The organism is Alkalimarinus alittae, assembly GCF_026016465.1.
GTDB classification, from domain to species: Bacteria; Pseudomonadota; Gammaproteobacteria; order Pseudomonadales; family Oleiphilaceae; genus Alkalimarinus; species Alkalimarinus alittae.
Window position 1 is genome coordinate 1,699,518 of the sequence record NZ_CP100390.1, and the last position, 15,035, is coordinate 1,714,552.

12 protein-coding genes, 3 tRNA genes and 2 pseudogenes are annotated in these 15,035 nt (G+C 41.1%); 11 read left to right on the forward strand and 6 right to left on the reverse strand.

The genetic code is table 11. From position 1 onward, the window contains the following. Positions 1-31: 31 nt before the first annotated feature. A complete protein-coding gene (locus tag NKI27_RS07720) occupies positions 32-637 on the reverse strand; it encodes a TatD family nuclease-associated radical SAM protein (RefSeq protein WP_265049091.1) in 606 nt (201 codons plus the stop codon). Between the two features lie 182 nt (positions 638-819). Here NKI27_RS07720 and NKI27_RS07725 point away from each other — a divergent pair. The 4 genes from NKI27_RS07725 (at position 820) to NKI27_RS07740 (ending at position 1,952) form a co-directional block, all read left to right on the forward strand. Beyond that, a tRNA-Val gene (locus NKI27_RS07725) sits at positions 820-896 on the forward strand. Positions 897-1,010: 114 nt separating this feature from the next. Beyond that, positions 1,011-1,086 (forward strand) — tRNA-Thr (locus NKI27_RS07730). Positions 1,087-1,367: 281 nt separating this feature from the next. Beyond that, the gene (locus NKI27_RS07735) at positions 1,368-1,616 is read left to right on the forward strand and encodes a type II toxin-antitoxin system Phd/YefM family antitoxin (protein WP_265049092.1); all 249 of its coding nucleotides are present in this window, start codon (positions 1,368-1,370) and stop codon (positions 1,614-1,616) included. A gap of 6 nt (positions 1,617-1,622) precedes the next feature. Next, positions 1,623-1,952 (forward strand): hypothetical protein, encoded by a 330-nt coding sequence (locus NKI27_RS07740; protein ID WP_265049093.1) that lies wholly within the window; start codon positions 1,623-1,625, stop codon positions 1,950-1,952. Positions 1,953-2,092: 140 nt separating this feature from the next. Here NKI27_RS07740 and NKI27_RS07745 read toward each other — a convergent pair. Beyond that, positions 2,093-2,223: pseudogene (locus tag NKI27_RS07745) on the reverse strand (Type I secretion system protein TolC); the annotation flags it as partial. Between the two features lie 148 nt (positions 2,224-2,371). Between NKI27_RS07745 and NKI27_RS07750 the strand changes: the two are divergent. The 6 genes and pseudogenes from NKI27_RS07750 to NKI27_RS07770 form a co-directional block, all read left to right on the forward strand. Next, positions 2,372-2,635 (forward strand): hypothetical protein, encoded by a 264-nt coding sequence (locus tag NKI27_RS07750; protein WP_265049094.1) that lies wholly within the window; start codon positions 2,372-2,374, stop codon positions 2,633-2,635. Continuing rightward, complete coding sequence (locus NKI27_RS07755) at positions 2,635-2,964, forward strand: type II toxin-antitoxin system RelE/ParE family toxin (RefSeq protein ID WP_265049095.1); 330 nt, start codon at positions 2,635-2,637, stop codon at positions 2,962-2,964. The genes NKI27_RS07750 and NKI27_RS07755 overlap by 1 nt, the downstream gene beginning before the upstream one ends. A gap of 359 nt (positions 2,965-3,323) precedes the next feature. Further along, a tRNA-Thr gene (locus tag NKI27_RS07760) sits at positions 3,324-3,399 on the forward strand. A gap of 577 nt (positions 3,400-3,976) precedes the next feature. Continuing rightward, entirely contained in the window at positions 3,977-4,171 is a 195-nt protein-coding gene (rhuM, locus tag NKI27_RS19400) for a RhuM family protein (RefSeq protein WP_406803018.1), read from the forward strand. Between the two features lie 473 nt (positions 4,172-4,644). Beyond that, a complete protein-coding gene (hsdR, locus tag NKI27_RS07765) occupies positions 4,645-7,056 on the forward strand; it encodes an EcoAI/FtnUII family type I restriction enzme subunit R (protein WP_265049096.1) in 2,412 nt (803 codons plus the stop codon). Between the two features lie 56 nt (positions 7,057-7,112). Then, a pseudogene (locus tag NKI27_RS07770) lies at positions 7,113-7,607 on the forward strand (type I restriction-modification system subunit M N-terminal domain-containing protein); the annotation flags it as partial. 319 nt (positions 7,608-7,926) lie between these two features. On the opposite strand, the gene NKI27_RS07775 reads toward NKI27_RS07770, so the two are convergent. Further along, entirely contained in the window at positions 7,927-8,157 is a 231-nt protein-coding gene (locus tag NKI27_RS07775) for a helix-turn-helix domain-containing protein (protein ID WP_265049097.1), read from the reverse strand. Between the two features lie 116 nt (positions 8,158-8,273). On the opposite strand from NKI27_RS07775, the gene NKI27_RS07780 reads away from it, so the two are divergent. Then, positions 8,274-9,533 (forward strand): hypothetical protein, encoded by a 1,260-nt coding sequence (locus tag NKI27_RS07780; RefSeq protein ID WP_265049098.1) that lies wholly within the window; start codon positions 8,274-8,276, stop codon positions 9,531-9,533. 80 nt (positions 9,534-9,613) lie between these two features. Here NKI27_RS07780 and NKI27_RS07785 read toward each other — a convergent pair whose 3' ends face one another. The 3 genes from NKI27_RS07785 to NKI27_RS07795 form a co-directional block, all read right to left on the reverse strand. Next, the gene (locus NKI27_RS07785; RefSeq protein WP_265049099.1) at positions 9,614-10,780 is read right to left on the reverse strand and encodes a potassium channel family protein; all 1,167 of its coding nucleotides are present in this window, start codon (positions 10,778-10,780) and stop codon (positions 9,614-9,616) included. 81 nt (positions 10,781-10,861) lie between these two features. Continuing rightward, positions 10,862-11,683: a M48 family metallopeptidase gene (locus NKI27_RS07790; protein ID WP_265049100.1), complete on the reverse strand. Its 822-nt coding sequence runs from the start codon at positions 11,681-11,683 to the stop codon at positions 10,862-10,864. 9 nt (positions 11,684-11,692) lie between these two features. Further along, the gene (locus tag NKI27_RS07795) at positions 11,693-15,004 is read right to left on the reverse strand and encodes a type I restriction endonuclease subunit R (RefSeq protein WP_265049101.1); all 3,312 of its coding nucleotides are present in this window, start codon (positions 15,002-15,004) and stop codon (positions 11,693-11,695) included. Positions 15,005-15,035 lie beyond the last annotated feature (31 nt).

Here is a 15,035-nt window from a genome sequence, read left to right on the forward strand (position 1 = left end):
TTGTGGTTGGTTAATGGCTTGATAAAGCGCGTTAGCCAACCACATCTAAAGTGCGCTTTCTAAACTTAACCCCAAGCGCATTCGCTAATGCTTCACAAGCCGCCACATCAACCCCTTCTAAGCCCTCTATTGCCGTCGCTGTTACGTCGCTAATATATTGAGGTGCCTCAGCTACAAACTCCATCATACTGCGCCAAGAGTGCTCTAAGCCAGGTTTGCAATGATGGTTATAAACCGCTTCTGATTGCGCGTTCATAGAAATAGAAAGACTATCCACACACTTAGCTAGCTCAGGCAACACGTTTCTTTTATGCGCTAAATTCGCCAACCCATCAGTATTAACCCTCACGTTACCGCCTTTATGCTTAACCCATTGAGCCACTTCAATAAGCTCTTTAAGGCGAAGCGTCGGCTCCCCGAAACCACAAAACACTATTTCGTCGTAAGGGGTAGGGTCTTTGATCTCATCAATTACTGCTTGAGCAGAAGGCTTATGGTCAAGCGCCAGATCATAATCATGAACCTGCCAACTACCATTAAACTTAGGGCAAAAGACACATTTAAGCGTACATCTATTATTCAGATTGATGTATAGAGAATCCCGAATAGGGTAAACGATAGTGGAGTGTTCGTTCATAATATAACTACAGGCATAAGAAGATAGAGTGTTAATTCTATCTATTTAACCGAACTAGACGTTTGACCCCTATCAATAGTGACCGCCAAGAAGGTTTTGGTGCGATAGATAAGTGCCAGAAAGCAGAATATTCCACTTGATCAAGCAAAGTAACTTTGTTACATTACGCCCCGCTGAACAATAGGACTATAGCTCAGTTGGTTAGAGCGCTACCTTGACATGGTAGAGGTCGGCAGTTCGAATCTGCCTAGTCCTACCAAATAGCATAAATCGTTCGTTTACAGCATTGCTGAGCGGCTTTTTTTATGTCTGAAAATAATTTGGTTTGTAAGCGATTTGTAAAACTGTTTCAGCAATAAGCAAAAAAGATAAAGCTGGCGTAGCTCAGTTGGTAGAGCAGCGCACTTGTAATGCGCAGGTCACAGGTTCGACTCCTGCCGCCAGCTCCATTTTTCAAACTCTATTTTCGTGGATATCTTATTCGCTCAGCATACCTCGATAGCTTGTAAACAATTACTGTTAAAGACTCCCTATATACCTCCGCATATTCAACTATAACCAATACCTTCCACACCCGTTTTTGAAACGCCCACTCCAATCGTTCGTCCTGAGCCTGTCGAAGGAAGCTAGTCTAAATCACTTCGTCTTAAAATGCAGAAGTCTATTCTGTATAAATCAGTCTTTTAATGGTCTATAATTAGACCAAGCCCTTAAAGTATGAGGATACATTTTGAGAATTGAAACTATCAGCTATTTGAAGCAGAACGCTGCTAATTTAGAGCTTGAAGAGCCAATGGTTATCACTCAAAGTGGTAAACCAGTTTACAGAATTGAGTCCGAGCATCAGGCTCAACGAAAGGATGAAGCTATCGCTTTATTGAGGTTAATGAACCTCGCCGAAAGAGATATTCGCTCAGGTAATACGATGACGCCTGAAGAAGCTAAAGAGGCCCTAAAAAGCGTAGACAAGAAGGGTTAACAAGCTTTGGCAAATGTTGAGATTACTCATATTGGGCTCGAAACCCTTTATTATCTTGAGCAATATATGGTTGAGTTTATCTCTGAGCCTGAGTTATTAACTGAACAACTTCTTGATATTGCAGCAGATAAGCTCGCCAAACACCCAGAAATAAGACCAGTTTGCCCAGAACTAGAACATATTGGCGTATTTGATTATCTTCAGCTGACGATCGATAGCGGCTATAAAATTCTCTACAGGTATGACAAACCTACCGATACTGTCTTTGTTACCGCATTTATGCGAGCTAAACAAAACGCAGAAAAACTACTACTTCGATTCGCATTGCTGCCTTGAAAAATATCGGCCTAAGGGCCTGCTTCTTATCGGATTAACAAGATATCGGATTAACAAGACACCCATCGTATAGAAAGTTAAAATAATGCGTTTCGTAACGCATTTTAGGGGCAGGTCTTGTTAATTGTTGCTACCTGCTGGCGGCGGTGTTCGAAATAGCCCCTGATAGTTTATCTTTACCGCATAGAAAGCTACGGCGAACACAGCGGGAGACACAATGCTAGTAGGGGGTATCTTCAAGAGATATAAGGTTTTTTCTAGCCTTAGGCATGAGGTAAAGTCCTTTTACTTCAAGCTAATTTAGTATTGGTTATACTGTTTAAATATCCAGTATTATAGTTTTGTTGTCAACTGTTATGATGGGTTTCTTGTTAATTGTCATCCAGTAAGTTAATTAACCAAGAAGGCGAAGATAAGAAATGGCAGGTATACTATATAGAATATATGAAGAAATAGAAAACAGAGGCAAAATGATGTCATTACCCAAATATGATGAACAGCTACAAAATGAAATTAACCAGGTGCCGGATGAGTATTTGCCTGCGTTGTTGAATATTGTGCACGCCTTTAGAGAAAGCGTCAGCCTGAAAACGGCTGAAGATAGCTTACGTCAAGGCTGGCAGGAAGCCGTGAACGGTGATACTCAACCGATTGATACTTTGTGGGATGATTTAGATACGTAATGAAAATTGATTACACGCGTGAATTTAAGCGAAACCTACGTCAGTTATCCCGCCGTTATCGGCGCATCCGTTCGGATATCGAGCCTGTCATTAATGAGTTAAAAGCCGGAAAAACCCCAGGAGATCAAATCTCCGGTGTAGGTTATACTGTGTTTAAAATTCGTGTAAAGAACAGCGATAACAACAAAGGCAAAAGCGGTGGTTATCGCGTGGTTTACTATGTCAAAACCGTGACCCACATTACGATGGTCACCCTGTATTCGAAATCGGATCAAGGTGATGTTGAGGATGAAGTTTTGCGACAAATCTTGCAGAATCATGAGGCCTGAATCTAACGGTCGCCTTAAACCCATTTATCAAGACACCCATCATATATAGTTATGATCGTATATAACTTGTGAATCGACTAGTCTTGTCTAGACACTTAATTACGGTATATTACTTAAAATTCCTATTTATTAACTTGATCGCCATTAGTAGATTTTTCATAAGGCAATATTTGGCAAGGGTAGGGTGCTTTAGGCAACTATCAATGACTTAGGGCTTTATTTTGACATGGTAGAGGTCCTACCAAATAGCATAAATCGGTCGTTTACAGCATTGCTGAGCGGCTTTTTTTATGTCTGAAAATAATTTTTGGTTTGTAAGCGATTTGCAAAACTGTTCAGCAATAAGCAAAAAAGATAAAGCTGGCGTAGCTCAGTTGGTAGAGCAGCGCACTTGTAATGCGCAGGTCACAGGTTCGACTCCTGCCGCCAGCTCCATTTTTCAAACTCTATTTTCGTGGATATCTTATTCGCTTAGTATACCTCGATAGCTTGTAAACAAATCCTGTTAAATATTCCCTATATACCTCCGCATATTCAACTAAACCCAATACCTTCCACACCCGTTTTTGATACGCCCACTCCAATCGTTCGTCCTGAGCCTGTCGAAGGAAGCTAGTCTAAATCACTTCGTCTTAAATAGATCACAGTAATGGAGGGTGTCTTGTTAACTAGCGACCAAATACAACCTCGATATTAAAAAACCTTATGTTGGCGAAGTCATCAGTCACGGAACTGAAGAACTGTTGGCGGAGTATGCAAAGCAGCAAGAAGGCATTAAACAGCTTGGGGGCCAATTAAAAACAATGCTTAGTGATGCACTAAGTCATTAAAACAAGGAGTGTTTTTATGAATGAAATAACAATATTTGAAACCCATAGTGGTGAAATACAAGTTCAGCTAGCAAAAGAAACGGTCTAGATCAGTTTAAACCAAAAGACACAATTATTTGACCGTGATAAACCCACAATATCGAGACACGTAAGTAATGTGTTTTAGGACGGAGAGCTAAACAGTGCAGCAGTTGTTAAAAAATGCAACAACTGCTGCCGATGGCAAAATCTATCAGATCGATTGCTTTAATTTAGATGTGATTATTTGGGTTGGCTATCGATTTAAATCACAACAAGGTGTGCAGTTTCGCCATTGGCCACACCCCCCGTTCACCCTGAGCCTGTCGAACCATCGGTGGCTTATGGTAAGCGGTTGAATTTAAGGCATCCAACCCTTCAACAGGCTCAGGGCAAACGGGATATTAGTCGCTAGGTGGATTCAATAAAAACCGTTTGCGGTTGAGGCTCTCCCCCGATCAGAATGCGAACCTGAACGCTACCATCATTGATATTATCTTCGGCGTTATTCAAATGTACTTGCTGCCACACCAATCTAGCATTTGCGCATTATTCTCTCTTTACTGCTCTGCCAGTGCAGCACACCCTCAATATCCCTAGTCTACTCAGCATTTATTTGTTATAAATATTTAGATATAAGGGAGTTACACGTTAACGTTAGTATTTATGTGGTTTCCAAGCATATAACCTAAAAATCAAAAACCAACAGGTTTCCAGGATGAAACCGCAACACCCAACACACATAGTCAGGAAGACTAGATGGGTGATTATGAGAATGAGCGCAATGCTGAATTGCCAGTTCATAGTGCGGACAGTTTGAATGGATACCTGAATGAATAAGAAGCAACTGACTGAAACCGACATTATCTCGAAGTACATCATGCCTCATGTGGAAAAGGCAGGGTGGGATTCGATGACGCAAATCCGTCAAGAGGTAAAACTTCGAGACGGTAAGGTGATTGTGCGGGGTCAGTTAGGGGTGCGTAAAACCGTTAAATCTGCAGATATCGTCTTATACCACAAGCCCAACATGCCCTTGGCGGTGATCGAAGCCAAAGCGAATAAACATGAAATAGGCAAGGGAATACAGCAGGGGCTCGACTATGCTCGCCTGTTGGATATACCGTTTATTTTCTCTTCTAACGGTGATGGTTTTATTTTCCATGATAAAACCGTCTCTGAAGGTCAGCCGATTGAAAATGAAATCAGCCTAGAAGAATTCCCTTCACCGCAACAACTCTGGCAGAAGTTTACCGTCTGGAAGGGCTATACCGATGCCCAAATGCCGTATATTACGCAAGACTATTATGACGACGGCAGCGGTAAAGCGCCGCGCTACTATCAACTACAAGCGATTAATAAAACGGTAGAAGCGGTTTCTCGGGGTGAAAACCGCAACCTATTGGTGATGGCGACCGGCACAGGTAAAACCTACACTGCCTTTCAAATCATCTGGCGTTTGTGGAAGGCAAAACAAAAAAAACGCATTTTATTCTTGGCTGACCGAAACATCCTAATCGACCAAACCCGTATTAATGATTTTCAGCCTTTTGGTCAGGCGATGACTAAAATTACTGGCCGAACCGTTGATCCTGCTTATGAAATCCACCTAGCGCTATATCAAGCCTTAACCGGCCCAGAAGAATACCAAAAAGCGTACAAGCAAGTAGACCCGGACTTCTTTGATTTAATTATTATTGATGAGTGCCATCGAGGTAGCGCGTCAGAAGACAGCGCATGGCGTGAGATCCTAGAATACTTTAGCAGCGCCACTCAAATTGGCCTCACCGCCACTCCAAAAGAAACGGAAGACGTCTCAAACATCGATTATTTCGGTGAGCCTGTTTATACCTATTCACTGAAAGAAGGGATAGAAGACGGCTTTCTAGCACCCTATAAAGTGGTGCGTGTGGACTTAGATATTGACCTGCAAGGCTGGCGACCAGAAAAAGGGCAGATCGACAAAAATGGCGAATTAATAAAAGACCGCATATACAACCAAAAAGACTTCGACCGAACCCTCGTTATTGATGAACGCACCGACTTAGTGGCTAAAACCATCAGTGCTTATCTACAACGTACCGACCCCATGGCCAAAACGATCGTGTTTTGTAACGATATTGATCATGCTGAACGTATGCGTCGTGCTCTAATTAATCACAATCCAGAGCAAGTCAAAATAAACGATAAATATGTGATGAAAATAACGGGGGATGACGAGCTAGGCAAAGCCCAGTTAGATAATTTCATTAACCCCAAAAAAGCATACCCCGTCATCGCTACCACCTCAGAGTTAATGACCACCGGTGTCGATGCCAAAACCTGCAAGCTCGTTGTGCTCGATCAAAACATCCAATCCATGACTAAGTTCAAACAAATCATTGGCCGTGGCACACGCATAGACGACCGTTATAATAAACTCTGGTTCACTATCCTAGATTTCAAAAAAGCCACAGAACTCTTCGCCGATGAAAAATTCGACGGCCCACCAGAGCAAATAATGAACAGTAGTTCTGACGCAATCACCGATCTAGAAGACTCCGCTTTTGATGATGAGTTTGGCGATACAATTAATGACGATGAACCAGCTGCAGGCGAAGTAAGTGAAACGCCAGCAAGTTATGGTGATACAGCAGCAGATGGCGAATGGGATAAAGAAGAAAGTGATTATATAAAGTACCGCGTAGCTGGGGTAAATGTCACCAAAGTGGCCGAGCGTGTGCAGTACTACGATACCGACGGAAAGCTCGTCACCGAATCCTTTAAAGACTACACCCGTAATACGGTTCTTAAACAGTTTGAATCATTAGATGACTTTGTAAAATCGTGGAATGAAGCAGAACGTAAACAAATCATCATCGATGAATTAGCCAACCATGGCGTGATATGGCAAGCCTTAGAGCAAGATGTAAGCAAAGATATGGGGCCGTTCGACCTCATCTGCCATGTAGTATATGATCAGCCCCCGTTAACTCGCCGAGAGCGGGCAGACAATGTTAAAAAACGCAATTACTTCACCAAATACAACGAAGCCGCACAAATCGTATTAAACACCTTGCTGGATAAATATGCCGATATAGGTGTGTCAGAGATCGAATCGAAAGACGTTTTAAAAGTAGCCCCTTTCGACAAAATGGGCCGTCCACTCGAAATCGTAAAAAATGCCTTCGGCAGCCCAAAAGCCTATAAACAGGCGATTAGTGAACTAGAACAAGCGCTGTATGACGATCAGCACAGCGCTTAAACACATTAGTCATTCCCGCGTAGGCGGGAATCCAGTTATTCTAACTTGGTAAACCTATGTCCATTTCATCGGTAATAAAATCCATACAAGACATTATGAGAAAAGACGCAGGTGTCGATGGCGATGCACAGCGTTTAGGTCAGCTTTCTTGGTTACTATTCCTTAAAATATTTGATGCCCAAGAAGAAGAACTAGAATTCGAGCAAGAAAACTATCGAACACCCATCCCAGAGCAGTTCTTATGGCGCAACTGGGCAGCAGACAACCAAGGCATGACCGGTGACGAGTTACTAGGCTTTATCAACAACCAACTGATTACCGAGCTAAAAGACCTCAATGCGCCAATTACTACCAACCCGCGTGGTTATGTGGTTAAAGAAGCCTTTAGTGATGCCTTCAACTACATGAAAAACGGCACACTCTTGCGCCAGGTAGTGAATAAACTCAACGAAATTGATTTCACCAACTCTCAAGAGCGACACCTATTTGGTGATCTGTACGAACAAATCCTAAAAGACCTACAAAGCGCCGGTAACGCAGGGGAGTTTTATATAATGTCATCTACATGTTTACAGTTAAAATACCACCTTCAATTTGCAGCCTAAAGTGTTACAAAACTTCAAGTGAGTTTATTATGAATAACTTACAGTTTGTGGCTCCATAGAAGTGAATATATAACCGAGACTAGTTGTATTCATATTGCAGTTAAATTCGGTAATACACTGGAAATGGCGTGTTTGTCTTAAAGCGAGGTAATTTGAGATACAACTCGATGTCGAAAAAATATCTAGGAAACACTAGTCTAGTGTTCAAGAAGCAAATGATATAAAACTGAAGTCTTGAGGTTCAAGTAACTGTGGTATTTATCTGCTATTTGAGCCTATCTAAACCTTCCGCTGGATTTAAATTTAGTGCCTTACAGTATTGGTAATACTCATATACATCAAGTCTCCGCTCAGCAGATTCAACTTTCCCGATAAATTGATGCGGCTCATCTATAAGCGAAGCCAGATCGCGCATAGATAGATTTTGCTCATTTCTAGCATCTTTTAGCCAGCCAATTAAAGCTAAGTATTTTTCAGAACTTATAGATTTAAACATATGTCCCCATACTAGGGACAAATGCCACTTGTCCCCAAAAGAGGGACTATGTATAGTTGTTTCCCAAACTGGGGTGATGGGTGTAATTAATTGCTTAATTTTTGACGGTAATTTAAATGAAAGCAATTCAGAATTGGAGCCTTATATATAAGGCATATTATTTAGAAAAACGAAGTAATTCATCGATTATTGAAGAGTTTGGCTTGCCTGTTAAGCAGGCTTTATTCAAATGTTTTCCTCTCTACATTCATACAAAAATAAAATGTGAATACTGTGGAGCACCATTTCATTCAGCATTCATTAGGAGGTCTGCAAGTCAAACAACAAATAATTTTTTCTTAGATATAGCATCCGAAAAAGTTTGTCAAATTGATCCTCACGATCGATTTAATAATTATTATGATTGTCGTTTTATATCATCCAGTAACGTAGTAATGACAACTAATGAGGGGTACTTGGTTGATTTACCTCGTTGCCTACATTGTGAGCACAAACCAAGTAAATCCTGCACTTGTGATGGCTGTATTAATCAAACAACACTTAACCGATCAGTAGTAGCAGAGCAGTTACTTTCTAAATGTAAAAACAATTTTCGCTCCAAGCCTGATTACTCAGAGCTTAACTGTAAAGAATTGTTCTTAGGTCTGTATTGTCTCACATATGGCCTAATTGATAATAAGGATGAGGTAAGCCTTAAGAGGGTCGACCCAAAAAATCGTCAAGCCATATTAAATAGCGGTATTTTTATTCTGGACTTAGACTCCGTAAAAAAATCCGTTCATATGCTATCTACTTTTGAATACTCTATTGATGAAGAGGAAATTCTGTACAAAATCAATGGATCTGAAGCAGACTCCCCAGATTTAGTCCTAGTTCAATTAAAACAACTTTCTGTTCAAAAGCTATTTGATATACAAGAAGCTTTAGCTGTTGTTGATGTATGGGGAGAGCTAGCATTGCAAGAAGCCCTAAATCTATTAATGCATTATTGCGAAGTATTCAAACTAACTTATCGTCCAGGGGAGCAAACGATATCCAGCATAAAACGCTCTTTAAATAGATATGGTTTAGCTCAAACAGCTAGATACATTTACAATGCTGTAAAACGGGCGCATACATACGGACTAGAAAAAAACTTTGATAGAACTCGTAGCTTCAACCTGATCTATGGAAATTTAAATTTCTGGATTGACGATGAAAGAGCACGAACTTGGAATGCACCACCATTTAATCGAGGCGAACAAGTTCTTACTGAACCCAAAAGCTCTATCATTTTTTCTCATTCGTTCCTAGAGCCTCATGGACTTGATTTTTTTTGTAGTCCAATTAATGTAATCACTATAGCTCGTACACAAACCACTGGAGACAAAGTTTAGTGGCATATATTTACTCATCAAATACAGGCCGTTAAATAGCTTAGCGCCAGTATAAAATGAACATCAATCGACTGATTTTATTAAACAGGAGATAATTGCTTAGAAGGTTCATTGTTGTTGCTATACATGCTTGCTGGAGGAGTGCGTCTCTCAAAGTTTGGGTTATATTCAAATAGTCCTCTCATCTGACTATTAGATTCAGGTTGTGATTGTTTTAATTCACAACACCAACTATGCAACTTAAGTATATTTGTTAAAAATTCATGACTAGGAGTAGCCGCATTAGCAGCTAATATTGGTGGGTGATTTTCTCTGATCGGTAAATTCTTCAATCTAGGTATTATTTTCATGGTTAACAACTCTGGACTTTCTGCAATACTATGCACTAGGCTGTATATCTCAGGGTCTATATGGCCAGCATGCCTCACCAGGACCTTTTCACCAAGCTCAATAATATTTTTAGCTTCCTCGGGGATGTATGACCACCAATCCTGATCAGGAATAACATCGGGTCTACCATTTAAATCGATCATGCCATAAATAGTTTCCATACAATCTACGGAAAAAAAGTCTTTCATGTCTATCGGTGCATCTGAAGGAACGGAATGCTTATAAAAGTTCATAAAGAGCCTCATCATTCGATTGACATATACAGATATATCTTCATACGCAGCTAGCCTTAGAGGTATTTTTTTTGCCTCTTCCTCAGCAGCAATTTTTTTATTAACGACAATGCTAAGCGCCGAACTAACACCAATAACAACAGTGTATAAGCCAAGCATAATTTGACCAGCGGTGACGACTAATGAACCAACCGATTTCGGATATATATTACCAAAGCCCACAGTTGAAACCGTAACCAAACTAAAATGAATGTATTCAATTAGTCTTGTGAATAATAATTCAGGATTCTTGTTCAGTAGCTCTGGAGTGACGTTATCTACCCCATGAAAATGAATATCTGTTTGACCTAAGTATCCTATTAAAAAATAAGCACACCCGAAAATAATCACAGCTTCAACATAAAGAATTAATAGATCTCTCAATGATTTACCATAAAAATTATGTATATGGTATGCCAAAGACGAGACTGGTAGCAAGAAGACTAAAATCGTACAAATAATTAGAGCCGTAATCCAAACCCCTGTAAAGAATACTTGTGACAACGAAGGTAATAGACCTAATGTAATCGTAACTATGACGAATACACCAGTCCACACAAAGGGTTTTCCCTTAACTAAATTCAAAACTCTCTCCTATTTTTTATCAAAAGAAAAATTTATTCAATGTGAGATTCCATTACTCACAAATACTTGTTTCTCAAAAAATTATTCATTCAAATATAACTCCGCCATGTCATCCAACTTAGCTTTAACCTCTTTCCAATTAGGCATAACCTGTGTCAATAATCGCCAGAATTTCTCGCTATGATTATGCTCAGCTATATGACAAAGCTCATGCAGTATCACGTAATCAATACATTCTTTTGATGCTTTCACCAAATGAGGGTTAAGCATTAAACTGCCTTTCGTTGAGCAGCTTCCCCATTGTTTTTTCATCGCCATAATGCGAAAAGAAGGTATGCCTTCTACCCATGTGGCTTTGGGCAGTACGGTCTGTAAGCGCTCATGAAAAACATTCTTTGCGTGCTGCAAATACCACTGATCAATTAATGCTTTAACATATTTTGACCTGTTAGCATGCTCATTGCGTAGAGTTACCTCCAACTTACCTCGAAGTAACTTTACCGTTGTAACCTCATCAGGCTGATTTAATACTTTTAATACATACCTTCGACCAAGGTAAAACTGAGTTTCTCCACTTACATACTCCCTCGGCAAGACATAATCATTCTGTGATGCGAACTCCTTGATGCTCTGCCAAACCCAACGAGCACGTTTGATCATTGCATTCTGAATGGCTTCACTGGTGGCATCATGCGGTACCGTCGCGACTACACGTTGGTCAGGGTGAACCTTGATAATGACTTTATGTGAAGCCTTAGACGGTTTCCTCCCATTAATAACGGCATTGTCAGAGCTTGATTCAGCCGCTTTACGGATTACGTCGTAATGGATTATTTCCTCGCCATAAGCAAACATACCACGCTCTTGGGTGGTCGTTCTTATTTCAGCGCTTATGTTTTTCATGAGCGCCCCTTACCCACGAGAAAGGCCCAGCCTTGTGATTTGCAGCACTTCTTGAATAAATCGCTCTGCATTCTCAATACCTAAATCAGTAAACAGCATAGGCAATAACTTCATGCTTATGGCGTTTTCTATCTCAGCAGGGTTAATTGAGTATTCAGCCACGGCTGTTTTAACCACACTGTCAATTTCAAATGCATGTTTAACGAGCTTGTCATCATCTAGTTCAGTATTGCTGCGAAACCCTGCATCAAAAAGGTGTTTGAACAAACCGTAGTAAGCCTGAGCATGTTTATTTTGTTTACCTTCGGCATCAGTAAATGCAATGGGCATACCCGCCACCTTGCGCTCTTTAACTTCCTGTTCGAAGTCCGCAAACAAGATGTATTGCTTTACAGGCGCATCGAACATGGCTTTGGTATCAGCTATAGCTTTCTTGAGTAGGTTAGAGAAATACTCTTGAGCATAAGGGTCATCTGCCAGATCTTGCTCGATCATCTTGGTGATTCGCCCTGTGATTTTATCGGTTTGGTTTCGGGCTTCGTCATCCGTTAAGTCTTGTGGCTTAACATCGTTACCCAAATTACCCACCAAATAAGCGCCTTCTGGTTCTTTCACTTCTATTCCGGCAATGTGTTTATCTAATAACTGCCTGACGTCTTCTGCATACTCATCGTAATCAATGGTTTCGTTGGCATCTTCACGTACTTGTTTGCGTAGATCGATAAACATTTTTAGCGTTTGTTTATAGTGCAGTCGCTTATCTTCAAAGCTCTTATCGTCAAAGTAAGTGGCTGATTGTAAGGCGACTTTCATGCAATTTGAAAAGGCGGTGAGCGCTGTATAAAATTCATCACGATTTTTTAGATTGGTATCGACTAATTGCCCTTGAACTTCATTAACCTTCGGCGTCAGTGCTTGGCGAAGTGCAGCAGGGTCTTGCTTGTTTTTAACGTCTTCGAATATTGCCCAGAGAGTGCTATATAAGCCTGGTAGCTTCTTATATTCCGTATCCATACGGTTATACAAGCCTTTCAGGTCGTCAATATCAAAACCACCTTGGGTCCGTTCAGCTAAGTCTTGATACTTCTCTATGGTGGTGTCGAGTTCTTTTAAAATGCCGCGATAATCGATCAAATACCCAAATTGCTTCTTGCTGTGCAAGCGGTTTACACGGGCAATGGCTTGAATGAGGTTGTGTTCTTTAAGGGGTTTGTCGATATAGAGTACGGTGTTCTTCGGCTCGTCAAAGCCCGTTAGCAGTTTATCTACCACAATCATGATGTCTGGGCCGTCATCGCGACCAAAGGCTTCTATTATCGCTTTGGTGTAGGCTTTCTCATCGCCCCGGTAGTCTGGGTCAACATTACCTTTCCACCATTTTTGTACGATATCTTTGCTTTCTTGGTCTACTGCTTCATGGCCTTCACGGGTGTCTGGGGCAGACATCGCTACGACAGAGGAGACTTTACCTATTTTGTCTAAAGCAACCTTGTAACGAATGGCTGAGGCTTTAGAATCACAGGCGAGCTGACCTTTTAAACCTTGTTGTTTAAAATTTTGGAAGTGATCTGAAATATCATGGGCGATCAACTCAATGCGACCTTCCGTTTGATAGATCTGACCTTTTTGTGAGAATTTTCTCTTTAAGTCTGTCTTCTGCTGCTCGGTTAGCTTTTGGGTAATACGCTCAAACCAGGCGTCAATTGCCTTGTCATTTACATTTAAATCAGGAATACGTTCTTCGTACAATAAGGGGGTTACGGTTTTATCTTCTACCGCTTGCTGCATGGTATAGGAGTGAATGATTTTGCCGAATTTGTTCTCGGTTTTATCGTCCTTTAATAACGGCGTACCAGTAAAAGCTATAAATGCGGCTTTAGGTAGGGTTTGCAGCATACGAATGTTGTTTTCACCGTTCTGGCTGCGGTGACCTTCATCTACCAATACCAGTATATTCGGGCTGTCATTGAAACATTCTTTATGTTTAATCGCGGAACCAAATTTATTGATGATAGAGAAAATAACCCGCTCGTTTCCTTTACCTATTTGCTCCGCTAAACGCCGACCAGAAGTCGCCATAGCGTCTTTCTTATCACGATCCGTTAATACGCCGCCTGAGGCAAAGGTGCGACTAAGCTGATCTTCCAAGTCCACACGGTCGGTGACGATAATGACACGACACTGAGCAAGTTCTTCCAGCCAGATTAAGGCTTTCGATAAAAATACCATGGTGAACGACTTACCACTGCCCGTGGTATGCCAGATGACACCGCCGTTTCGAGCACCTTGCCTTGTACCTGTTTCATCAAAGCTAGTAATACGTTCAACCAAGGCTTTAATGCCGAACACTTGCTGATAACGAGCGACGATCTTGCCTACTTTTTTATCGAACAAGGTATAAAGACGAGTCATTTCTAAAAGGCGGTCTGGGCGCAATAAACTCACCAATAGTCGATCTTGATCGGTAACGGTTAACTCACCGCCTGCAATTAACGACAAGTACTCATCTTTGGCCGCGCGAGGGCGATGGTCGAATAAACGGCTGAGCTGGCTTTCATCAAGCGTCTTGTTCTTTAAGCGAACAATCTCGGCTTCGATGATTTCTTCTTCTTTCCATTTCGCCCAGAAATTTTCAGGTGTGCCGCACGTACCGTATAAACCATCATGACCATTGACCGATAACAATAACTGACTATAGGCAAACAGATGAGGGATTTCAGTTTGACCTTGATTACGAATTTGCTGAGACACCGCCTCATTAAGCGTTGATTTTCCTTCTTTAGAGGAGTCTGGTCGCTTGGCTTCTATCACTACCCAAGGTAAACCATTTACAAAACACACAATATCAGGGATACGGATACCCGTACCTTCACTGTTTTGAATCACCATCTCTTCGGTGAAGTGAAACTGGTTATTACTAATGGTATGCCAGTCTATCAACTGAATAGTGGGGGATGCTTTTTTTCCATCAATAAACTCGGTTACGCTTACACCGTACATCATGGCGTTGTAGAGTTTTTCATTTGCGCCTTTGAGCCCCTCATTCATAGTAGGGTTCAGCTCATGAATGATTTTATCTATGGCTGAATCTGAAAGGGAGTGCGAGTTACCAGCAAAAGGAAAGGTCTGTTGGCTTAAAAACTCTCGCATAATCGGTTGTAATATAACCTGACTAGTCGTTTTATTGCCTACATTGAGAACCCCACGAAATTGTTCACAGTCGTTTGGAGGAATAAAGCAATAGCCCAGATTCGATAGCAAAGTTAATGCAGGGATTTTTGAACTGAATTCTTCTCTGAAATTTGCTAAGGATTGTGTCATCTACTGCTTCCTTTCATCGTCTGTGTTTGTT